This is a genomic window from Devosia naphthalenivorans, assembly GCF_003056355.1.
GTDB lineage: Bacteria > Pseudomonadota > Alphaproteobacteria > Rhizobiales > Devosiaceae > Devosia > Devosia naphthalenivorans.
In genome coordinates, this window is the sequence record NZ_PYVW01000005.1 from 45,883 (window position 1) to 68,843 (window position 22,961).

The 22,961-nt window shown below is 62.6% G+C and carries 16 protein-coding genes; 4 read left to right on the forward strand and 12 right to left on the reverse strand.

Annotation, left to right across the window (positions count from 1 at the left end):
• Nucleotides 1–182 precede the first annotated feature (182 nt).
• The 3 genes from C8264_RS09095 to C8264_RS09105 are packed head-to-tail and all read right to left on the reverse strand — an operon-like array spanning nt 183 to nt 3,045.
• On the reverse strand, nt 183–1,001 hold the full coding sequence (locus C8264_RS09095) for a DeoR/GlpR family DNA-binding transcription regulator (protein WP_108460676.1): 819 nt from the start codon (nt 999–1,001) through the stop codon (nt 183–185).
• Nucleotides 998–2,014: a hypothetical protein gene (locus C8264_RS09100; protein ID WP_108460677.1), complete on the reverse strand. Its 1,017-nt coding sequence runs from the start codon at nt 2,012–2,014 to the stop codon at nt 998–1,000. Before C8264_RS09100 ends, C8264_RS09095 begins: the two co-directional genes overlap by 4 nt.
• A 38-nt stretch (nt 2,015–2,052) precedes the next feature.
• Nucleotides 2,053–3,045, reverse strand: coding sequence for an extracellular solute-binding protein (locus tag C8264_RS09105; RefSeq protein WP_108460678.1), 993 nt, complete (start codon nt 3,043–3,045; stop codon nt 2,053–2,055).
• 125 nt (nt 3,046–3,170) lie between these two features.
• Here C8264_RS09105 and C8264_RS09110 point away from each other — a divergent pair, with 125 nt between their 5' ends.
• Both C8264_RS09110 and C8264_RS09115 read left to right on the forward strand, forming a co-directional pair.
• The gene (locus C8264_RS09110) at nt 3,171–4,226 is read left to right on the forward strand and encodes an ABC transporter ATP-binding protein (RefSeq protein WP_108460679.1); all 1,056 of its coding nucleotides are present in this window, start codon (nt 3,171–3,173) and stop codon (nt 4,224–4,226) included.
• A gap of 5 nt (nt 4,227–4,231) precedes the next feature.
• On the forward strand, nt 4,232–5,872 hold the full coding sequence (locus C8264_RS09115; protein ID WP_108460680.1) for an ABC transporter permease: 1,641 nt from the start codon (nt 4,232–4,234) through the stop codon (nt 5,870–5,872).
• 2 nt (nt 5,873–5,874) lie between these two features.
• On the opposite strand, the gene C8264_RS09120 is transcribed toward C8264_RS09115, so the two are convergent.
• The 9 genes from C8264_RS09120 to C8264_RS09160 all read right to left on the reverse strand — a co-directional run bounded on the left by C8264_RS09120 (nt 5,875) and on the right by C8264_RS09160 (nt 18,275).
• Complete coding sequence (locus tag C8264_RS09120; RefSeq protein ID WP_108460681.1) at nt 5,875–6,561, reverse strand: hypothetical protein; 687 nt, start codon at nt 6,559–6,561, stop codon at nt 5,875–5,877.
• A gap of 2 nt (nt 6,562–6,563) precedes the next feature.
• Complete coding sequence (locus C8264_RS09125) at nt 6,564–7,607, reverse strand: ABC transporter ATP-binding protein (protein WP_108460682.1); 1,044 nt, start codon at nt 7,605–7,607, stop codon at nt 6,564–6,566.
• Nucleotides 7,608–7,617: 10 nt separating this feature from the next.
• Nucleotides 7,618–8,460 carry a carbohydrate ABC transporter permease gene (locus C8264_RS09130; protein WP_108460683.1) on the reverse strand — a complete coding sequence of 281 codons (843 nt, stop codon included), beginning with the start codon at nt 8,458–8,460 and terminating at the stop codon, nt 7,618–7,620.
• Nucleotides 8,450–9,358: a carbohydrate ABC transporter permease gene (locus tag C8264_RS09135; RefSeq protein ID WP_108460684.1), complete on the reverse strand. Its 909-nt coding sequence runs from the start codon at nt 9,356–9,358 to the stop codon at nt 8,450–8,452. The genes C8264_RS09130 and C8264_RS09135 overlap by 11 nt, the downstream gene beginning before the upstream one ends.
• 130 nt (nt 9,359–9,488) lie before the next feature.
• On the reverse strand, nt 9,489–10,742 hold the full coding sequence (locus C8264_RS09140) for an ABC transporter substrate-binding protein (protein WP_425430673.1): 1,254 nt from the start codon (nt 10,740–10,742) through the stop codon (nt 9,489–9,491).
• 36 nt (nt 10,743–10,778) lie between these two features.
• A complete protein-coding gene (locus C8264_RS09145) occupies nt 10,779–12,395 on the reverse strand; it encodes an FAD-dependent oxidoreductase (protein WP_108460686.1) in 1,617 nt (538 codons plus the stop codon).
• A 9-nt stretch (nt 12,396–12,404) separates the two neighbouring features.
• Complete coding sequence (locus tag C8264_RS09150; RefSeq protein WP_108460687.1) at nt 12,405–13,436, reverse strand: LacI family DNA-binding transcriptional regulator; 1,032 nt, start codon at nt 13,434–13,436, stop codon at nt 12,405–12,407.
• 91 nt (nt 13,437–13,527) lie between these two features.
• The gene (locus tag C8264_RS09155) at nt 13,528–17,007 is read right to left on the reverse strand and encodes an AAA family ATPase (protein ID WP_108460688.1); all 3,480 of its coding nucleotides are present in this window, start codon (nt 17,005–17,007) and stop codon (nt 13,528–13,530) included.
• Complete coding sequence (locus C8264_RS09160; RefSeq protein ID WP_108460792.1) at nt 17,007–18,275, reverse strand: metallophosphoesterase family protein; 1,269 nt, start codon at nt 18,273–18,275, stop codon at nt 17,007–17,009. Before C8264_RS09160 ends, C8264_RS09155 begins: the two co-directional genes overlap by 1 nt.
• Before the next feature lie 216 nt (nt 18,276–18,491).
• On the opposite strand from C8264_RS09160, the gene C8264_RS09165 reads away from it, so the two are divergent.
• Together C8264_RS09165 and C8264_RS09170 are read left to right on the forward strand one after the other, a co-directional pair.
• Nucleotides 18,492–20,714 (forward strand): putative bifunctional diguanylate cyclase/phosphodiesterase, encoded by a 2,223-nt coding sequence (locus tag C8264_RS09165; protein WP_162783536.1) that lies wholly within the window; start codon nt 18,492–18,494, stop codon nt 20,712–20,714.
• A 178-nt stretch (nt 20,715–20,892) separates the two neighbouring features.
• Nucleotides 20,893–22,947, forward strand: a complete 2,055-nt coding sequence (locus C8264_RS09170; protein ID WP_108460690.1) for a methyl-accepting chemotaxis protein — start codon at nt 20,893–20,895, stop codon at nt 22,945–22,947.
• Nucleotides 22,948–22,961: the final 14 nt, after the last annotated feature.

Here is a 22,961-nt window from a genome sequence, read left to right on the forward strand (position 1 = left end):
GAATTAAAGGGCCGAACGGGCCGTCGTTGACAGGCAGCCAATGTCGCGCCCAGACGCCAACTTGCGTGGGCATCACGGTTCCATGTCATGTATCTAATAAAGATACGAGATATTTGGTGATGCGTCAACCAGGTTCGCGGCACACCGTTTAGGAAGCTCGGCAGTACGTTCCTGGCAATAGCCTAGGAAAGGGCGATCACGCGCACGCCGTCGAGGATTGCCGGATTGTCGAACCGCAGGGCCGGATCGCCATTGGTGATCAGCACGTCGATATCCCCCAGCTGGGTCACGACATGGGGCGCGCGGCGGCCGAATTTCTCGTCATGGGCAACCAGGATGACCTGGCGTGCATGGGGCAGGATGGAGCGAACCAGATCCACCTCCATCGGGTCGAACTCCTGCACGGTCCCGTCACGATCGATGGCACTAGTGCCGATCAGCGCCACGTCGAACTTGAAGCGCTGCCGGCTATCATCGGCCAGGGTCAGCACGGACGAGTCCTTGTTGCGCACGTAGCCGCCATAGACATAGACGGTCGCGTCCGTCTTAAGCGCGCAGGAATGGGCGACTTCCAGATTGGGAGTGGCGATCAGCACGCCGGGATGCCTGGCCAGCACTTCGTGCAGGGAGTCAAATGTGGTGCCGAGCCCGACAAAGATCGTGGCGCCCGGCATGAGGAATTCTTCGAGCGCCGCGACCAGCTGCCGCTTGACCGCTACCTGGGTGGCGTGGCGCTCGTCATGGGTGTGATGTGCAACCCCGGGCGATGCGAAGGCGCCGCCAAAACCCTTTTGCAACAATCCTTGAGTTTCCAGCGTCCGCAAGTCGCGGCGGATGGTCTGGTAGGTCACGTCGAACCGCGCCGCCAGTTCCGCCACCGATGCCGCACCATTGGCGCGCACGGCCTCGAGGATCGCCTGCCGGCGCTCGACGGCCCGGCCGCTCTCGGCGCGCGCCGTTTCAGGTCCCTTGCCCAGGCGGGGCGCGATTTCTCCGCTCATTTCATATGAACCCCCAGATAGCTGCGGTCATCGGTCAACTGCGATGCGGTGGTGCCCTTGGTGCTCAGATAGCGCCCGATCTTGTGCAGGTCTTCGGCCTCAACCTCCTGGAAAGCGGCTTCCCATGCCGCCACGCCGAAACCTTCTCCCATTTTGAAGTAACCGTCGGAAAAGAGTTCAATGGTTTCGATATCGTCCAGCAGATAGCTGCGGGTTTCGATGAAGCGAGAGGGCACGGCAAAGCCATCGATGCCGCCATAGCCAAGCACCGGTTCGGTGACATTCTGAAAGCGCCCCTGACCGTGGGAGATGCCGTGCTGGATGAGCAGCAGAAGTTCCTGTTCCGGCACGCTGGGCAAATGCTGGCGGCACGCCCTGAGGGCGCGTCGTTCGATGGCAGCGACGATTTCGGCGGATGCGGTGATGCTGTCGGCGGGCTGATTGCGCGTGCCCTGCCAGGTCATCGAGGCAGCATGCTGGTCACATTCTTCGGCAGAGTAACCCTGTGCCTCGAAATAGCGCCAGGTTTCGCGACGCAGGATTGCCGTCACGTCGTCCAGCGGCTTAAGCACCTGGAGCGTATCCTTGCCGTTGATGCGGATGCCGCTATCGCCTACGGCGACCACTTCCAGGCGGTCGCCCAACAAAAGCGCGGCCATGACCGTGCAGCCGCCCCGCAGTTTCCAGTCGGCCTCCACCGCCTTGAGCGCGCCATGGGCGACATACCCGTCGTAGATGGCCTGGCCCAGATAGGCAATAAAATGCTCCCCGCCCTGAAATTGCAGCTCCGGCTGGTCCGCCTGCCCCTGCGCCAGAAGGAAGGTCTCGATGGCCCGCTTCACCGTGCGGGAGGCGAATTGTCCTGACAACATGCCGCCATAACGCGTGCCGTTACGGTCGGTTACGCCGTCGATGACGGCGTAACCGAGGTTGGGCATGACCACGAGGCTGTCTTCATTGGTCTCCGGCTGACCAAACTTCTTGCCCAGCGTAAAAGCTTCAAGCTGCCTCATTCGTCCTGCTCTGATCGTGTGTTGGTGGACTGCCGGTTTTATTCGCCGATCGCGGTCCGCCATTTGGCGAGCACTTCTTCGGCGCCGCCGAATTCACTGAGCGGCTTGACGTCGATCAAGGTCAGATCGGCCAGGTCCGGCGTGCCCTCGGGGCCTGCCACATCCAGGCGCACCGAGCGGCGCCCGATGTCCATGGCCAGCTTTTCCTGGGTCGATTTGGACATGGCCCAATCGATGAAAGCCTTGCCGCCTTCGGGGTTGGGGCTGCCCTTGACCAGGGCCACGCCGTCCGGCGTTGCGGCCGTGCCGTCCGACAGATGCACGATCGACATGGGGGCGCCGCCCTGAACATATTCCAGCGCATTGTCTTCCAGCGTCAGGCCCATCGAAGTTTCACCGTCAGCCACGAAGCGCGGCACGGCGCCCGAGGAATCGGCAAAGACGAAGTTCTTGGCAATCTCGGCATATTTGTCCCAGCCTTCGTCGCCGAACACCGTCAGCACGGTCTGCAGCTGCTGCATGGCGGAGCCCGATCCGTCGGCACGCGCGCTGGCGATCTGGCCCGCCCATTGCGGATCGGCCAGTTCGGCCCAGGTCTTGGGTGCGGTGTCGAGCGGCTGCAGATCGGTATTGACCGCCAGCACATAGACAACTGCGGTATAGGGCGTCCAGGCCGGATCCTTGATGAATTGCGGATCGATCGCATCGAACTCCGGCGGCGTATAAGGCTCGAGCAGATCCTTGAGCTCGGTCAGTTGGCTGCCGGAAATGGACCAGATCACATCGGCGGCTGGAGCGCCGGCTTCGGCCTGCACGCGCTTGGCGATATCGCCCGAGCCCAGCTTGACGACTTCGGCCTTGAGCCCGGTTTCCTCCTCGAAAATGGGCAGCAGGGTATCCACGATGGATGATTTGTGCGCGGTGTAGATGACCACCGAGCCCTCCTGCGCCAGCGCCAGCGTGGTCATGCTGGTGGACGCGATGAGCGCCGCCGCGGACAGGGCCAAAAATGTGCGTTTGCGAATGTTCATTCGAATCCTCCGGTTCGTTTTCGATCATTCTCGATCCAGATGATCCTGAACCACGCTGAAACATGTTGCAATACGAAACTATGTCGGTGTCATATGGGATGCACGCGCCTTGGGGAGGAGTACGCATGGGTTATCTTGAGGTCCGCAATGCGACCAAGCAGTTCGGCGCCAGCTTCCTGGCCCTGAATGGCGTATCGGTTGCGGTGGAGCGCGGCGAATTCTTCACGCTGCTGGGCCCGAGCGGCTGTGGCAAGACCACGCTGCTGCGCTCGATCGCGGGCTTCAATGACCTGACCTCGGGCGAGATCACGCTGGACGGTTCCAACCTGCGCATCGTGCCGCCGCACCAGCGCGACATCGGCATGGTGTTCCAGGATTATGCCGTGTTCCCGCATCTCAGCGTGTTCGATAATGTCGCGTTCGGGCTCAAGCCGCGCAAGGTGCCGGCGGCCGAGATCAAGACGCGGGTTACCCAGGCGCTCGATGCCGTCCGGCTCGGCGCCATGGCCGATCGCCTGCCGGCGGCCATGTCCGGTGGCCAGCAGCAGCGCATCGGGCTGGCTCGCGCCATGGTCATCAATCCGCGCCTGCTGCTCATGGATGAGCCGCTCTCCAATCTCGATGCGAAATTGCGCATCGAGCTGCGCGAGGAAATCCGCGATATCCAGAAGCAGGTCAATATCGCCACCATTTATGTGACGCATGACCAGGAAGAGGCGCTGGCGATCTCGGACCGCATCTGTGTGATGAATGCGGGTCGCATCGAGCAGGTTGGTACGCCGCAAGAGATCTACGGCAATCCGCAAACGCGGTTCGTTGCTGAATTCGTGGGGACGCTGAACGTCTTCCAGCCCGGCGCGGCACGCGATGGCATGCTGAACCAGCTCGGTCTTGCTGCGCCAGACGATGCCAGCTGGGCGGTGCGTCCGGAGCGGCTGGATCTGGTGGCGCAAGGCAGCGCTCCCGCGGGCGCAGCGGTGCTGGAAGGAAGGGTCAGCAAGTTCACCTATCTGGGCCGCGAGGCCCATGTGCAGGTGGAGACGCCGGCGGGGCTGATCGTCGTCCAATTGGCCAATCCCGGCATGGCCGCTACGCGGGCGGTCGGAGAAGTCGTTTGTGTCCTCGTGCCGCGCGACGCTCCCATGGCATTCGGCGCCGACGGCGCCCGCATCGGAGGGTGATCGCCATGCCGCGCTTCAATTTCTGGACCGTGGTGATGATCCTCACCTGGTTGCTGCTGTTTGTCCTGCTGTTCATTCCGGTTGGATCAGTCCTGGTCTCGAGCCTTTACGACCAGAGCGGCAATCTCACCTTTGCCAACTACCTCAAGTTTCTCGGCGAACCGCGCTTCCACCGGGCATTTATCAACACGCTGGTCGTCGGCTTTGGCGGCCTGTTCGGGGCGTTGCTGCTGGGCTCGATCATGGCGTTTTGCGTGTCGCGTTTCGTGATCCGCGGCGGCAAGTTCGTGTCGCTGCTGGCGATCCTGGCGCTGGTGTCGCCACCGTTCATCGGGGCCTATTCCTGGATCGTGCTGTTCGGTGCTGGCGGGGTGGTGCGTGGTTTCCTGCGCGATCTGGGGATCAACATGCCACCCATCTACGGGGTCGGCGGCATCCTCATCGTCTTCTCGTTGAAGTTCTACCCCTACGTCTATCTGATGGTTTCGGGGGCGCTCAGCAATGTTAACCGCTCGCTCGAAGAAGCTGCCGAAGGGCTGGGCCTGACCCCCTGGCAGCGAACCTTCAAGATCTCGTTCCCCATGGTGTTCCCGGCGCTGACCGCGGGTGGCCTCTTGGCGCTCATCCATGCCATCGCCGATTTCGGCACGCCGCGCCTGTTGGGCCGTGGCTATAACGTGCTGGCAACCGAAGCCTTCACGCTCTATTCGGCCGAAGTGGGCTCCAACATGTCCATGGCCACCACCATCAGCGTCATCCTGATCCTCGTGTCGATGGTGTTCGTGATGCTGCAGCGCTACATGTCGCGCCGCAACGTCTATCATGGCAACATGATCAACAAGCCCAACCGCATCCAACTCAAGGGCTGGCGCAATGTGCTGGCGCATGTTGCGGTCTACCTGATCGGGCTGTGCGGGGCGATGCCGGTGATCATCTCGGTGATCTATTCCTTCCGCAAGACCAATGGCCCGGTGTTCCAGAATGGCTTTGCGCTGCAGAGCTACGAGCGCATCCTGTTCAATCTGGGTGACGTGATCCGCAATTCTGTGAGCTTTTCGGTCGCTGCCGTGGTGCTTATCGTCATCGTCGGCACGGTGGTGGGCGTGCTGGTCGCACGGCGCACCAATTTCAATACGGCGCTGCTCGATGGCGCGTTCATGGTGCCCTATGTGATGCCGGGTATCGTCATCGGTATCGCCTTCATCGCCGCGTTCAACACCGGCCCGATCGTGTTGACCGGCACGGCAACGATCATCATCCTGTCGATCTTTATCCGCCGCCTGCCCTATACGGTGCGCACCACGGCCTCCTCGCTGCGCCAGATCTCGCCCAGCATGGAAGAAGCGGCCATCTCGCTCGGATACAGCCCCTTCCAGGCCTTCCTGCGCATTACCGTACCGCTGATCGTGCCCGGTATCATCGCCGGCGGCATGCTCAGCTTTGTGACCGCGATCAACGAGCTGTCATCCTCGCTGGTGCTCTATGTCGGCAGCACCATGACCATGCCGGTGCGCATCTATCTGCTGATCCTCGACGGTGATTTTGGCACCGCGGCAGCACTATCGACCGTGCTGCTGCTGCTGAGCGGCTGCGCCGTCTACATCGCCTTCCGCTTCATGGGGCGCAACGAACAGGCGCTGCTTTAGCGCTATCTGGCTTCGACGATGGCCGCGACCGAGGCGCCGACGCTTTGCGGGGTGGAGCCGGTGACGACGACGCCCAGAAGCGGCGCGGCGATGCCGGCGGCGCGGAGGGCGGGGATATTCGCGGGGGTGAATTTTTTCTGGCTGGGTGCAATGACCGGAGCGCTGGAAAGTGCCGCGATATGCTTGTAGCGCGCGAGGTCTTCGGCCGTGAGGGCGGTGCCATAGCCGGAGAATTCCATGATGGAAGCCTCGATCATGGCGCCGGGGATGGCCGCGAGGCGCAGGATGTCTTCGTCGGTGCTGGTGGACGAGAGCGCCGGCATGGGCCGGAGGCGGGATTGCAGCAGATGGGGCTGCAAATGATCGACATAGACGTTGAAGCCCTCAAAGCCGAGGTCAGCCAGGCTATCCATCTCTTCGCTCGTGGGGACGGTTTCCTGGCCAGCCATGACCAGCATCGGCGCGCCGAGTTTTGCCAGTTCCTCAAGGAACGGCCGCTCCTCGGTGAAGCTGCCGAAGGTCGTCCCGCTGGCGCGGTGGAAGGCGTTCAGATGCACCTTGATGGCGCCGGCGCCGCCGTCCAGCGCGGCCTTGGCGAGATCGAGGTCGTGGCGGGCCAGCGAAACGATGACGGGGAACTGACCGGTCGTGATGGCGCGATAAAGGGACGTGTCGGGATAAATGGGCATGGTCAGTTGATCCGCAGGCCAGTGCCGGCGTCGAAGAGGTGGATATTGGCGATGTCGGGCTTGATGGTGATGGTCGAGCCTGGCTTGGCCTGGACGCGCTCGCGGAAGACGCCGATGATCTGATGCTCGCCCAGTGTCATGGTGACCTGCGTTTCCGATCCCATGGGCTCGACCAGCAGCACGGTCGCAGGCAAGCCGTCTGGCGACAGCTCGAAGTGCTCTGGCCGGATGCCGTAAACGGCGTTTTCGCCACTGACGCCCGCCGGCAGGGGCAGGGTAACGCCTGCGCCAACAAAGCCCTCTGTCGTGATCCTGCCGCCGATAAAGTTCATCGCGGGCGAACCGATGAAGCTGGCGACGAACTGGTTGGCGGGGCGATCATAGAGATCGAGCGGCGCGCCGATCTGTTCGACCTTGCCAGCGTTCATCACCACGATCTTGTCGGCCATGGTCATGGCCTCGATCTGATCGTGCGTGACGTAGACGGTGGTCACGCCCAGGCGCTGGTGCAGGCTTTTGATCTCGCCGCGCATCACCACGCGCAGCTTGGCATCGAGGTTGGACAGCGGCTCGTCGAACAGGAACACCTGCGGATTGCGTACGATGGCACGACCCATGGCGACGCGCTGGCGCTGGCCGCCCGATAGCTGGCGCGGATAGCGCTTGAGCAGCGGCTCCAGCCCCAATATGCCAGCAGCCCAGCGCACGCGCTCGGCGATCTCGGCCTTGCTGGCGCCGCGATGCTCCAGCGAAAAACCCATATTAGTTTCTACCGTCATATGCGGATAGAGCGCATAATTCTGGAACACCATGGCGATGTCGCGATCCTTGGGATCGAGGTCATTGACCACCCGGCTGCCGATGGACACCTCGCCATCGGTGATGGTTTCAAGACCCGCGATCATGCGCAGCAGGGTGGACTTGCCGCAGCCGGAGGGGCCGACCAGCACAACGAATTCGCCATCGGCAATGTCGATGTCGACGCCGTGGATGATGGCGGTGTCGCCATAGCTTTTCTTGACGTGATGAAGGGTAACGGGCGCCATCAAAAATCCTTTAACCCTTGAGACCGGTATGGGCGAGGCCCTCGACGAACTGCTTCTGGGCGATGATGAACACGGCCAGCACAGGCAGGGCCGTCATGGTTGCTGCCGCCATCTGGATGTTCCACATGGCGCCACCATAGGCGTCGGTGAACTGGGTCAGCGCCTGGGGCAGGGTGAACATGTTGCGGGCCGAGATGAACACGATCGGCTCGAGATAGAGGTTCCAGCTATGAAGGAACGTGAAGATTGCGACGGCGCCAAGCGCGGGCTTTGCCAGGGGCAGGGCGATGATCCAGAAGATCTTGAACCGGCCCAGCCCATCGACGCGCGCGGCCTCCTCGAGTTCGCCCGGCAGCGCGATAAAGAACTGGCGCATGACGAAGGTCGCAAACACCGAGGGCGCGCCAAAGATCGGCACCAGGATCAGCGGCCAGTGGGTGTTGATCATGCCCCATTTGAGGAACATCTGGAACAGCGGCACGATGGTGACTTCGGAGGGGATCAACAGGCCCAGCAGCACGATGGTGAACAGCAGGTTCGCGCCGGGGAACTTGATGCGGGCGAAGGCGTAGCCGGCCATGGAGGAGAACACCATGGTACCCAGTGTCACGACCGCGGCGATATAGGCCGAGTTCCAGTATTGCTGGGCGAAAGGCTGCAGCTCAAACACCTTGCCATAGGTGGTCCAGTCAAAGCGGCGCGGCCACAGATCAGGCGGGAAGGCGAAGATGTCGCTGATCGGCTTTACCGACGAGGTGACCATCCACCAGGTGGGAAAGACGAACGGGATCAACAGTACGCACATCAGTCCGTAAAGCGCGACTTTGACGCGGGGCGAAAGCTCAGTTTTCATAGAACACGATCCGCTTGCGCAACTGCCACTGGGCGAAGGTCAGCACGGCAACGATGAGGAACAACAGGATCGACAGGGTCGAGCCATAGCCGAAGAAGTGGAATTGGAAGGCCTGCTGGTAGAGGTAATAAACCAGCACAGTGGTGGAAACCCCGGGGCCGCCCTGGGTCAGCACGGCGATCTGCGCAAAGACCTGGAGCGAGCCAACAATGGTGATGATCGAGGTCAAAAGGATCGTGGGCGAGATCATCGGCACGGTGATGCGGCGGAACTGCTTGAAGGGTGAGGCGCCATCGACGCGTGCGGCCTCATAGAGTTCCTTGGGCACACCCTGAAGCGCGGCCAGGAACAGGATCATGTTGAGCCCGACATTCTTGAACACCTGAACCACGATCACCGAGAGCATGGCGGTTTCGGGATTGCGCAGCCAGTTCGGACCAGTGACGCCAAACATCTGCAGGAATCCATTGATGCCGCCATTGTTCTGCAGCAGGAAGCTCCACACGATCGTCCAGGCGACCAGCGAAACGACGACGGGCGAGAAGAAGAGCGTGCGGAAGATCACCATGCCGCGCAGCTTCTGGTCGAGTAGTATGGCGAGCAGCAGGGCCAGGCTCATGTTGAGAACGACTAGCCCGGCCGAAAAAACCGCGGAGGCCGTCAGCACCTTGGGCAGCGAGGGATCGCGCAGCAATTGCTGGTAATTGGCGTCGCCAACGAAATTGAAGCTGTTGGCCAGCACGTTCCACTCATGGAGCGAATACCAGAACACCAGAGCAAGCGGGAACAGCACGAAGACGAGCGTGCCGATCAGTTGCGGGGCGATAAAGGCATAGCCGGCCACCGCATCGCGGCGCTCAATGGTCCAGAACGGACGTTTTCTCGATTGAGATGTCATCGGACTTCCTTCTCCCTCCCCTCGCGGGGAGGGCCGGGGTGGGGGTGCAGGGCCCTCAAATTCGGGCTAAGCATCCCCCACCCTTGATCCCTCCCCACAAGGGGGAGGGTGTCGACTTCAATGTCGGTGATCAGCGGGCCAAAAGCGGCCCAACGCTGTCGCACACCGATTGCAGCGCGGCGGGCACATCGGCATCGGCAACCCAGAGGCTATCGAGGCCGGCGCGGACGGTCTGCTGGATCTGTGCGAAGTTGGTATGCCCCGGCAGCACGGTGCCGCTCGCGATACCTTCGATCACCACGGTCTCGATCTGCTCGGGCGAGAGCAGCGGATTGGTGGCGGCGAGGGCTTCGGTGTTGAGCAGGCTGGCACGGGCCGGCGGGAAGAACTGCGCCAGCTTGGCGCTGTTTTCCGCGTTGGTCATGTAGGCGAGGAATTCCACGGCTGTTTCAGCATTGGGGCCGGCAGCGAAAGCGCCGACGCCGGCCTGGCCGACCACCGCATATTCACCGGCAGGGCCCGCGGGCAGCGGCACAAGGTCCCAATCGAAGGGGTTTTCCTTGGGCAGCAGCGAGGCGCGCGAGATCTGGGTGATGGTCATGCCGGTTTCGCCAGCGAAGAAGTCGATGTCCTCGCCGGGGCCGGGCATGGCCTTGTCGGTGAAGATCGCCTTGTGGATGACGGTCATGGCATCGACCATCGGCTGCTCGGTGAAGGTGCAGCTCTTGCCATCGGCGGACCAGGGCGAAGCGCCCCAGCCATTCCAGATCGAGGCCAGGTTCTGCCAGGTCTGGTACTTGAAATCGCGAACCACGAGGCCCGTCTTGCCGCTCTGACCGACAGCGGCAGCGCTGGCAAAGGCATTGTCCCAGTTCCATTCGCCGGCTTCGATCAACTCGGCCGGGGTCTTGGCGCCAGCGGCCTTGAGCACGTCGTTATTGGCAAAAATGGCGAAGGGCGAGGTCGAGAACGGATAGGCATAGAGCTGCCCGTCCTTGGTCCAGAGCGCGGTGGCCTGCTCGGTCACGTCGCTGAGGTCATAGCCTTCGGTGGCGGTGAAGGCTTCGGTCAGTGGCGCCAGCGCACCCGAATTGACGAAATCGGCGGCCGTGGTCTCGAGGATCCAGGCCAGGTCAGGCGGATTGCCGCCGGCGATCTGGGTGGTGAGGGTCGTGGTGTAGCTGTCGAATGGCAGCGGCTCGAAGGTCACCGATACATTGGGGTGAGTTTCCTTGAAGCCCGCGGCGATCTCATCGAACATCGCGAGATGCGCTTCGTTGGCGCTCCAGATGGTCATCCGCAGATTGATCGCATCCTGGGCCCAGGCAGTGCCGCCCCAGGCCAGTGGAAGCGTCAGGCTTGCCAGCGCGACGCTGGATTTCAGAGTTGTGCATTTTGACAATATTTCCTCCTGTTGTTGTCAGTATCCGCGCACGTCCGGCCAGCGGATTTCGATCCCCTCGCCATAAAGCCGTGTCTGGAAGTCGGTGAGCTGGGCGTCGTTTTCCTGCACCTGGTGTGGTGTGAGCCCGTTGTTGAGGCAGTGTGCGGCGAGCAGTCCGGCGACTTCGCCGATATTCCACTCGACCGGATGCAGCCGGTAGCAGCCATTGGTGATGTGCGTGGTGCCGATATTCTTGCCGGCCGGCAGCAGGTTTTTCACGCGGCGCGGCAGCAGTGCGCCGAGCGGGATTTCGAAAGGCGCGGATTCCACGTCCACATAATTGTCGCCGCCCGTCGATGGGTGCAGGTCGATGCGGTACATGCCGACACCGATGCTGTCGCGATACTGCTTGGACAGCTGGTTGCCGTGGATGGTCATGGACACATCTTGTTCGACAATGGTCGTGACCGCCTTGATGCGGCGGCTTTCGCGGATATAGGGCGCCATGGCCAGGCCATGGTCGGTTCCGGTGACATCGCCGCGCAGGCGAAGGCCGGGGAAACCGACCCCACCATCGACGCGCGGCGCTTCGGTCTGCAGCCAATAGAACACCGAATAGGAGAGGTCCGCGGCCGCCTTGAGGTGGCGCGCTTTTTCCTCTTCGGAAACGTCGATGATCGAGCCTTCCATGTAGTCGATCATCGGCCAGTTCACGAGGCAGATGTCCGAGCCATAGGCGCCGGGCACGAAGTTGCGGCGCGCAGCGATGCGGCGGAAGGTCCACAGATTACCGTCGCCCGGATTGCGGCGCTGGTCGGCATCGACCAGCAGCGGATCGTCATCGGGATTGGGCGTGAAGGAGCGCTCGGTGATCTCAAGCGTGCGCGGATGCGGCGCCTTGAAGCCGAGCAGTGGCCCGCCCCAGAAGCTGGGCTGGTATTTCCGCCAGAAATCATAGTTCTCCGGCTTGTCGATAGTCTGGTCGCCATCGACATAGTCGATGGCAAAGCACACTGACACGGCCTGCACATTGTCTGGCTGCGCCGTTTCGGGCGCGCTGGGCTCGCCGGTTTCGCCGCGGCTTTCAAAGCCGGTGACATATTCCGTTGATGTCATGGGCAACAGGTCGCCCAGTTCGGTCGCGTCAATGATGTAGGGCGCTGAAGCGACGATTTCGGCGCCGCTGTCGCGATGGCGCAGGGTGACCGAACGCACGATATCGCCGTTCACATCGGCCGCGACCGGACGGTAAGGCTTGAGAAGGGTGAGCCTGCCGCCGCCTATATAGGGCATCAGCATGGCGTCGATGACGGCGACGCCAACGCGCGGTTCGGCGCAAAGGCGGCTGACGAAACCAGCGCCGGGGTTGAGATCGGGCCAGGCGCGGCTTTCGGCTGTGAGCGGATAGTGGTCGCGATAGAACTGGCGAATGCCGTTGCGCAGCTCGCGATAGGAGCGGGTGATGCCGAACTGCTCGACCCAGCTATGCTCGTCGGGCGGCACGGCCTGGCTGGTCAACTGGCCACCGAGCCAGTCGAATTCCTCGCTCATGATGACGCTGCGGCCATTGCGGAGCGCGCCCAGCGCCGCGGCGACGCCGCCAAGGCCGCCGCCAACCACCAGGATATCTGCGCTGAGTTCTTTTGCTGTCATGGTCTCGTCTTAGAAAGTGTTCGAAGGGGCGGGGCCGAGGGTTTCCCCTTCGACCGGTTCGCAGGGCAGCAGGATCTGCTGGATGGGTTCGGCATTCTCGACCCGGCGCACCAGCATTTCCGTGGCGGCGCGGCCCATGGCCTCGCGAGGGATCAGGAATGAGGTAAAACGGCGCTCGGTCTGTGCGGCGCGGATGTGATTGCCGAGCACGACGATGGAGAACTGTTCTGGAACGGCGATGTCGCGCCGGCGGGCGGCTTCATCGACCTGGATGGCGTCGGCCAGTTCGGTGAAGAAAACCGCCGTGGCGCCACTGGCAAGCAGCGTGTCGAAGTTCTTGGCGCCGTGCTGCCCGACTTCGGGAATGTGCTTCACCAGATCGAGGCCATCGATGGCGCCGGAAAAGCCGGCCCAGCGATCGATGGTGGATTCTGCCCCTTTGGACGGTCCGACATAGGCGATGCGGGTGTGGCCCAATGCCCGCACCCGATCCACCAGTGCTGCCGTGCCGGAGGCATAGTCGCCACCCACATAAGGCACGGGTCCGCCGGCATCGTCGCGGCGGCCGACGGCCACAAAAGGATAATCGCCCGCCACCAGAAGCCTGAGCTCTTCGGGGTCGAATTCGCGACCGAGTACCACGCAGCCATCGGCGAGGCGCAGGCGCGTATTGTTGCCGAAAATCTTGCGCTGGGCACCTTTGGCGGCGCCGGTCAGCAGCAACAGGTCATAGCCCATCTCCTGGGCTGCTTCTTCGATGCCGAGCAGGAACGGGGTGAAGAAATCGGCTTGGGCGCTCGGGAAGGCTGGCTCATAGGTGAAAACGCCAAGGATGCGGTTGAGCCCCTTGGCCATGCGGCGGGCCACCGGGTCGGCGACATAGCCCGTCTCACGGATAACCTTTTGAACCCGCTCCCGGGTTTCCTGCGGAATCCGGCCCTCGGCAGAGATCGCGCCGTTCAACACCAATGACACCGTAGCCTGGCTCACGCCGGCCATCTGGGCGATGTCTTTCTGGGTCAAGCGCTTGCTGGCAGCCACACAAAACTCCCGCTAATGCGTATTAGCTGCTTATGCGTATTAGCAGAATGAAGCGTTGTCAAGCCGTCGGGTTATGGGAACCAGTGGAGCGTCAGCCGCTGATGCTGTGGACCTGCACACCCGGCACCACCGCTTTGGCCATATCGCAGAGGTGGCGGTGGTGGGTGAGATAGATGACCTGGCCAATCTTGCTCATTTCGCCAAGCAGGCGGAACACCTCTTCAGAGCGCGGCTCATCAAAGGTTTCCATGATGTCGTCGGCGATAAATGGCACCGAGGGACGGGCGAGGGCGAATTCTTGGTAGCCGGCGAGGCGCAGGGCCAGGTAAAGCTGGAACTGGGTGCCCTTGGACATGTCCGAGGCCAGCTTTGAGCCGCCCTGGCGGGGCAGGCCAACCAGCGTTTCGCGGTCTTTCTCCGGACGCGCCGTGAGGCCCGTGTAGTCGCCGCGGGTGATCAGGGCAAAGGCTTCGGAAGCGCGGTTCATCATGGAGCTGCGATGCTTTTCGCGATAGACGCGGAGGGCCTTTTCGGCCACCAGGGCGCCGGTGCGCAGGCGCAGATATGTCATCGCCTTGTCTTCGATTTCGAGCAACACGGTACGTCGGCGCGCTTCGATGCGAGCCACGGCGTCGTCGCCGCCGATGGCCTGGAGCCGGTCGGCCGCCCGTGAGCGCTCGGCGAAAAGCTGGAGCCGGCGCTCTTCGAGGTCGTTGAGCCGGGTGGATGTTTCGGCGGCATCCTGCTCGCTTTGAGCAAGATCGATCGCGGCGAGTTTTTCCGATGCGCTGGCCAGGTCTGGGCTGCGCATTTCTTCCACGATGCGCGTTTCCAGCGCTTGGAGACGCTCTTGCAGCCGGGCTCGTTCGGCCGCCTGCTCCAGGGCAGGCGCCACTTCATCGAGCCGCTCGACCGCAAAAAAGTTGGTCATCTCGCCGGTGCGGGCGGAGAGGGATTCGAGGTCACTGCCGATGCTGCGCAGGATTGCGGCAAGTCTAACGCGCTCGCGAGTTTTCTGCTCAAGCAGGCGCCGGGCGCGATCGGCCGCTTCGCGGCGCTCGGCCAGATTCTTCGCCGTTTCGACGAGGCGGGACGGGTTCAGGGGCTCGCCGAGCTCGTTCGTAAGGGCGCCAAGGCTTGCGGCAAAGTTCTCCTGGTCACGCTGCATGGTGTCGATGCGACGCAGCAGTTCGTCGCGCTGGTTGAGAGCCGCTGGGAGATCGGCAAGGGCGTCCAGCGTTTCGCGCACGGCGCCCGCGCCACCTGCGGCGAACCAGGTCTTTTCGAGCGCCGCTGCCCAGGCTGTTTGCCATTGCTGTACGCTGGCCTGCGCCTGCTTGAAATCGCGCTCGCGGGCCTGGAGGTCACGTTCGCGGTCGCGCAAGGTCTTTTCGGCTGCAGCGGCGCTGGCCTGGCGGGCGCTGCCTTGGGTAAGCGCCGCCTCGGCTGCCTGCATCAGCGCATTGGCGGACAGGTCTTCGACATTCTCGTGGCCCGACAGGGTGAGGGCTTCGGCAAGCATGGCGATGTCGCGGTCGAGGTCGGCCTTGGCGTTGGCGAGATCGTCTTGGGTTTCTGCCAGCGCATCCCAAGCCACGATGGCCTCGTCGCGACGGCGGGTCCAACTCTCCAGGGCTTCGAGCAGGATCAGGATTTCGGCGCTTGACGGTGTCATGCCCGCTGGCAGCGCAGCCTCGACTTCGGCGCGGAGAGCTTTGAGGTCTGCGTCTGTGCGGGCAAGCTCCTCCTCCTGCGCGCCCAGCCGGGCCTTGGTGACGGCTAGCGCCTGCTCCAGCGCCCGCAGGTCTGCCAGGGCCTGAGCGTTGGCGAGGCGGGCGGTTCCGATGGCATCGTCGTCGCGCAGGGCTTGGACGAAGGCTGCGGCGCTGGCTTGCTCGAGTTGTTGCAGGTGGGCGGTCCAGGCGGCGTCTCGGGCTGCGCGGAGGCGGTTGGCTTCGGTGTCATCGATCCGGCCGGTCTGGGCGCGAATGGCCGAGATGCGAGCGGTTTCTTCCTGTTCGCGCGTCTTGAATTCGTGGAGCTTGCCGCTGTGTTCATTGCGACGAGCCTCGAGGCCGATCGTCCTGGTGCGCCACAGGTCGATCTGCCGCTGGGTCGGCAGCGTGAGCGAGCGCAGCGCGTTGCCCTCGCCGCGCCAAGGCAGCAAAGAATCCAGAGCTGCGTGGTAGCGGCGAGAAAACTGCGGCAAGGCGCGTTCGGCCAGATGCAGGCGGGCCTGGTGATTGCTGCGGCGCATGGTCGATAGCGCTGCTTCAATTCCGGCCAGGCCAGCGGAGGCAGATGGCGCCGCTCCAGTGCCGATCGCGTCCTTCTCGGCGCTGGCGATTTCAACGTTTTCACGGGCTAGTGCGAGTTCTCGCTCGGCCGTCGTTAGCTGTGCGTCAACGCCGGAGCGGGCTTCGATCAGGTCGCGCAATTCGCCGACCACGGGTGCGGTGAGCAGCAGTTGACGAGGGTCGGGGTGGTTTTCCTCGTCAAGCGCGCGAAGGATGGCGGCGATGACTGCTTCGTGTTCGATCAGGGTTTCGCGGCGGCGGGGCAGGTCGCTTTCGGCCGTGGTAAAGCGATCCATGCCGGTGGCGAGGGCGTCGATCTGGTTACTCAGGGCCAGCAATTTTTCATCGACAGTGATCTCGGCGATCTCGCCGTCGAGGCGTTTGAGGTCCTCCCCGGTGGTTGCGATTTGCGTGCGCAGCTCGGTTGAGCGGGTCAAAAGCTTGGGCAGTTCACTGGCCCAGTCGGCAGGGGGCGTCGGCAATTCGCCAATGGCGGCAAGGGCTTGAACCAAGCCGTGGTGTTCGCTGGCAAGAGGCGCCGCGCGGAGCAGGCGGGTTAAGCCATCAAGCTGTGCCTTGGTTTCGGCCTGCTCGCGGATGGCGCTTTCATAGGTGGCTTCGGCTTGGGCGAGGGCAGCAACCAGGGCGGAGTGCGCCGAGGCGAGGGTGTCGACGGCGTCGCGGTCGGCCTTGAGCAGGGCAAGCTGTTTCTTGAGCTCGGCTATGTCGGTTGTACGACCGCGCTGCTTGTAGATTTCTTCCGCTTTGCTGCGAATTGCTTCGAGCATGCTGCTGAGATCCGCGAGGCCTGCACTGGCGGAGAACAGCAATTCGCCCAGATCGCCCTTGGACTGAATGATGGCGTTGCCCCCTTCCTCGAGCGTGCGGTCATCCAGCGAGAACATAGTCTGGTAGGCGTCGCGGGTGAGACCGGCGAGGGGGACGCTGAGCAGGGCTTCGTTGAGCGGTTGCCCGGATTTGTCGAGCAGCGATCCGGTGCGTTGCTTGACGCGGACGAGTTCGTGCCTCTCGCCGCTGAATTCGAGCAGGCCGCCGATCTGCATGCTGGGATAGGGATGGAGGAAATTGAACCGGCTGCGCTCCTCGATGCCGAAGATCAGATCGAGATAGGCGGCCAGAGCGGTGGATTTGCCCGCTTCGTTGAGGCCGTAGACGATGTGCAGATCGGGCGCGCCGGGCTCGGCGGGGCCAAAGTCGATGCTGTGGTCGGTGAACTTGCCGTAGCGGGTGAGGTCGAGGCGGCGCAGGCGCATCAGTGGTTTCCAGCGCCATCGTGGCGGAGGCGAGCGACGATGTCCTGGCTGCCTTCGGAGAGGAGCCGTTCGACAAAGGCTTCGAGCTCGGCTTCGTCCTTGCCGGCAAAGCCGCGGATTTCGGCCGGGAGATCGTTGCGTAAGTCCTCGACGAGTTGCCGCACTTCGAGCCGGGCGGCTGAATTGGCGCCGATGTCGGCGAGCATCAGGGCGCCAAGTTCAAGCACGGGGTCGGCAGCGCTGCCGTTGCCCTGTTCGCTTGGCGCTTGCGCCGAAATTTCGAGCTTTTCGATCCAGGTCGCGCCGATCCCTTCGGCGCGCTGTTCGGCTTCGGTGAGGACCAGGTCGCGGTCCCTGCGCAATTGCCAGGCCAGCGGTGTGCGGCCGGTGAGGCTGAGGCGGGCGACCAGATGGGGTGAGCGGGTGGTGGCACGCGCTGTGGCAAGCTGGCCTTCGATGGCGTCCATGGCTTCGCGCCAATCGGCAATGCCGCTGAGGTCAACGGCGACACGCTCGAACTGGGCAATGCTGGTGAGCCGCTCCTCGACCAGAATCGAGCGGTCATCGTGGACGGTGACGAGGGTCACGGTCTTTTCGCCGGCCTCGTTGATGTCGCGGCCCTGTGGCATGCCGGGCATGATGACGGGGCGCTTGTCGTCATGGGCAGCGCGCTTGTGGATGTGACCCAGCGCCCAATAGTCGAAGCCTGCGGCGAGCAGGTCGGCAACGTTGGTCGGAGCGTATTGGTCGTGTCCGGGGGCGCCACCAAGGCTTGTGTGCATGATGCCGATATTGACGGCGCCGGGTTCGGGCAGTTTGTATTTGGGCAGCAGGGTCTCGGGCGCCTGCGGCTTGGCAAAGCTCAGCCCATGAATGGCAATGTCGAGACCGCCCCAGCGCTGAACCATCGCTTCCGGGCGTCCGCCGAACACCTTGACCGTGGGGGGCAGCACCAGTTCCTGGGTGATACGCGAGAGCGCATCGTGATTGCCGCGGATCTTGTAGACTGCAATCCCGGCCTCATGCAGGCGGCCCAATTGCGTGGCGAGGAACCGCGCCGTCTTCATGGAAGTCTGGTCGCCGTCGTAGAGGTCGCCGGCGATGATGAGGGCGTCCACCTGCTCATCGAGGCAGAGATCGACGATGGCGATCAGCGCTTGACGGGTGGCATCGCCCACCAGCCCTGCCAGGTCGCTGTTGCGCAGCGACAGGGACCGAAGCGGGGAATCGAGGTGAATGTCGGCGGTGTGGACGAAGCGGAAGGGCATTGCGGGCACCATGGCTTCGGGCGCTCCGGCTTTCAAGTCGGAATGGCATCACGAACCCGGCCAGGCGCAATTCTCCGGTTCATATCGGCAGCGTAAACCGAAAGCGGTGCAGGATTTGATAACCATGAATCAATGCGTGAACCACATCGGTTGGGCCTTTCAGGATTCATTGGGGTTGAAGCGGTACGACGAAGACGGGGCCGGATCTTTTTTCTCATGCTTTCGTCCATGCCGATTACCCGCAATCGCGTAACTACCCAGATTTTCTGGGCTTCGCTTCTATTGGGGTTTTGTCTCGTTTCAGCTTTGGCGGCTTGCCTGTGGTGGGCTGCCGGCCGCATCGACGCTCGCGCGATAGCCGAAGAGCGCATGACCGTCGAGGCGGCGCTGCGTCAGGAGATGGAGCGCATTCCCATCGACCAGGACGGCTCGGCTGTCTGGGACGACGCCGTCCTCAACGTCCGGAACAATAATCAGGACTGGATTGCCGACAACCTTGCCGACTGGATGAGCGAGTTCTTCGGCCACAATCGCGTCTACGTCATTTCACCCGAGGGACGGGTCATTCGCGCGGCGGAGGATGGCGCCTATGCCGGCACCACCTACAAGCCCATCGACGTAAGTGTGCTGCTGCCACGCCTCGCCCAGTTGCGCCGGCAGATGGCCGAGGCAAGCCTGGGCCTTGAGGACTCCACTGCGGCTATCGCGGATCTGGGCGTGCTCGAGGCGGATCGCCTGTCGGACGGAAGTGTCGTCTTCGTAAGTATTCGCCCGGTGGTGCCGAGCAGCAGCAATGTTCTTCAGTCGCCGGGCAGCGAAGCCCTGATCGCATCGGTGAAGCTGGTTGACGTGCCGATGCTGACGGAAATTTCCGAGCGCTTCGGCATCAAGAACCTGCATCAGGTTCACTACACCAAGGATGAAGCGGCGTTTCGGATCAGGGATGGGCTGGGCCACGCCATCGCATCCCTGACCTGGACGCCAGCCCGGCCGGCCGCTGCCCTGCTGGTCGAAACAGCACCCGCAACGGTGGGCCTGCTGCTCGTTGGGCTGACGTCGGTCGTGGCGCTGCTGATCTGGCTTTTGACGACGTCGCTCAAGCTGGAAAAAAGCCGCGAACAAACCGCCTATTTTGCGCTGCACGATCCCCTCACTGGTGCGGCGAACCGGATATTGTTCGATCGCAAGCTGCGCGAGGCGATGAACTATGAGTTCCTGGCGCGAGCGCAAATCCTGCTGGTCTCCATCGATCTCGACCACTTCAAGGAGATCAATGATGCGCTTGGTCACGCGGCAGGGGATCAATTGCTCAAGGAAGTTGCGCAGAGGCTGATGTTCGAATTGCCTGAGGAGGCAACCGTCGGCCGCCTCGGTGGAGACGAGTTCGCGGTTGTGCAGCCCGGCATCATCAGTGAGGGGCAGGCACTCTGGATCTGCCAGAGATTGCTCAACGCCCTGGAGAAGCCATTCCACATCGATGACTCGCCCGTGGTGGTGACCTTCAGCCTCGGGGTCGCGCTCGAAGACGGCGCTTCGGTATCCCACGAGGAGATCCTGCGGCGGGCCGATGTCGCACTTTATGCCGCCAAGGCGGAGGGCCGTGACCGGTTCAAGCTTTATAACGAGAGCATGGACCAGAGCCGGCGTGAAAAGCGCGCCCTGGAGATCGAACTGCGCAATGCCCTGCTGAACAAGCAGGAATTCTATCTGCAGTATCAGCCGATCTTTGCGGCTCGCAGCGGCAAGATCGCGGGCGTCGAAGCGCTGGTTCGCTGGCAGCACCCCATCCGCGGCGCAATGCCGCCAGACCAGTTCATCAGCCTCGCCGAAGAAACCGGGCTCATCGACCAATTGGGCCATTGGGTCATGGGCGAAGCCTGCCGGATGGCGGTTGCAAGCGAATTGCCCTGGGTCGCGGTCAACGTGTCTCCGATTCAGTTCCGCGATCCGCAACTGGCCGACAAGATCCTCGAAATTCTGGTGCAATCGGGGCTGGCCGCCGATCGGCTCGAAATTGAGATCACCGAAGGCGTGCTGTTGCAGAACTCGCCGATTGTCCAGCAAACCCTGACGAGGCTACGCGAAGCGGGCGTACGGGTGGCGCTTGATGACTTCGGCACTGGCTATTCCTCGATCAGCTATTTGCGTGCCTATGCCGTGGACAAGCTCAAGATCGACCAATCATTCACCCAGCTGGTCATCGAGGATCACGCCATCGCCCGCATCGTCAGATCGATTGCGGAAATGGCGGAAGCGCTGGGGATGAGCGTGACGGCAGAGGGCATCGAAGACGAAGCGCAGCGGCGGACTCTGGCCAATCTGGGCTGCACACATCTTCAGGGCTATCTGTTGTCCCGGCCCCTGACGGGAACGCAACTCACGGCCCTGTTGGCTGAGCACCACTCGGGTGCGTTGGTCAGACTATTTGCGCGTGACTGACGAGCGCACGGCCATTTCGAGGCCCTGACCGGGCGCTCTCTTTACAGGCAATTAAGCAAAAAACTGTACTGACAGCTACGAAGGCAAGCTTCGGGAATCAATTCCATTTCAGTGATGAACGACTTGCAAGGTTTGTAGCAAGTCCGCCGCCGCATGGGCGCGGACAGGAAGTCAGAAATTGATCAGGTTCATCACAGCAAGCATCAGCCGCCGCCTCTATCTCCTATTGACGCTGTTTGCCCTCGGGCTCGTGGGCGTCGTCGGCTATCAGCTCTATAGCTTGCGCACCAATCTGGAGGACTTCAAGCGCACGGAACTGCAAAGCGTTGTCCAGTCGGCAACCAGCATTGTCCAAAGCTACCACGACCGGGCCCAGGCCGGCGAGTTTACCGAAGATCAGGCCAAGCAGATGGCGCTCGAAACGCTGCGTGGCCTGCGCTATCAGGGCAAGGAATATGTCTTTGTCGACAGCTTCGGCATGGTGCTGCTCATGCACCCGACCAAGCCCGAAAAGCAGGGTTCGGATCGCTCGGTCGAGCAGGACGGCAACGGCAAGCTCTTCATGAAGGAGATGATCGAGAACGCCAGCGCCGACGGCTCCGCCTTTGTGGAATATGCGTTCCTCGATCCCGAGACCAAGAACTTCCTCGACAAGGTCACGTTCGCACAGGCCTTCGAGCCATGGGAATGGACGATCGCTTCGGGTGTCCTGCTCATCGATGTGGATGCCGAGTTCATGGAGGCCGCGACCATTGCGGCCCTGGTCAGCCTGAGCGTGGTACTGGTGTTGCTGGCGGCGGGTGTTGTTATCGCCCGTGGCATTGCCAGGCCGCTGGTCCGGCTGAACACCGACATGCTGGCCATTGCCGATGGCCGCTTCGACATTGCTCTGGAGGGCCAGGATCGCCGTGACGAGATCGGCGACATGTCCCGTGCCGTGGAAGTGTTCCGCCAGAACGGCCTCAAGGTGGCGGAGATGACGGAAGCGGAAGCGGCCCGCATCATTCGCGACGATGAAGCCCGCAAGGACATGATGATCGAGTTGCAGGCCGCCTTCGGCTCGGTGGTCGATGCCGCTGTCGACGGCGATTTCTCGCGGCGCGTGGACAAGACCTTCCCGGACGCCGAACTCAATTCCATCGCCAATGGCCTCAATGCCCTGGTCGATGTGGTGGATCGGTCGATCGATGCCACCGGCGAAGTGCTCTCGGCGCTGGCGCAGGCAGATCTGACCAAGCGGGTGGAAGGCGATTTCAAGGGATCGCTGGCGCAGCTCAAGGCCGATACCAACAGCCTTGCCGAAAACATGACGCAGGTCATGGGCCAGATCCGCGATACCTCGCGCGCACTGAAATCGGCGACGGGTGAAATCCTGGCCGGTGCCAATGACCTCTCCGAGCGCACCACCAAGCAGGCGGCCACCATCGAGGAAACCTCGGCGGCGATGGAGCAGTTGGCGACCACCGTCAGCGAGAACGCCAAGAAGGCCCATGATGCGGCGCTGCGCACCGAGTCGGCGGCCCAACTGGCGCAGGAAGGCGGCCAGGTGATGAACGAAGCAACCGTCGCCATGGAGCGGATCAGCACGTCATCGTCGCGCATCTCCAATATCATCGGCATGATCGACGACATCGCGTTCCAGACCAATTTGCTGGCGCTCAACGCCTCGGTGGAAGCGGCGCGTGCCGGCGAAGCGGGCAAGGGCTTTGCGGTTGTCGCGGTGGAAGTGCGCCGGCTGGCCCAATCTGCCGCCCAGGCTTCGGCCGAGGTCAAGCAGTTGATCGAGCAGAGCTCGCAGGAAGTGGCGGGTGGCTCCAAGCTGGTGGATAGTGCCGCGGCCAAGCTGCAGGCGATCCTGCAATCGGTGCAGGAAAACAGCGCCTTTATGCAGGCCATCTCCTCGGCGAGCAAGGAACAGTCATCGGCCATTGGCGAGGTGACCACGGCCGTTCGCCAGATGGATGAAATGACCCAGCACAATGCGGCCCTGGTCGAAGAAACCAATGCCGCGATCGAGCAGACCGAAGCGCAGGCCAATGACCTCGATCGGGTGCTCGATACGTTCAAGATCGACGAGACCGGCACGGGCAAGGCCGTCCGTGCTCCGGCGGCCAGCAAGCCAGCTCTGGCGCAGAACGGCGTCAATGTGCTGCAGCAACGGGTCAGGACGGCTGCCAAGTCTTATCTGAGCCAGGGTAATACGGCGCTCAAGGACGACTGGAGCGAGTTCTAGGAGCCTAATCGGCG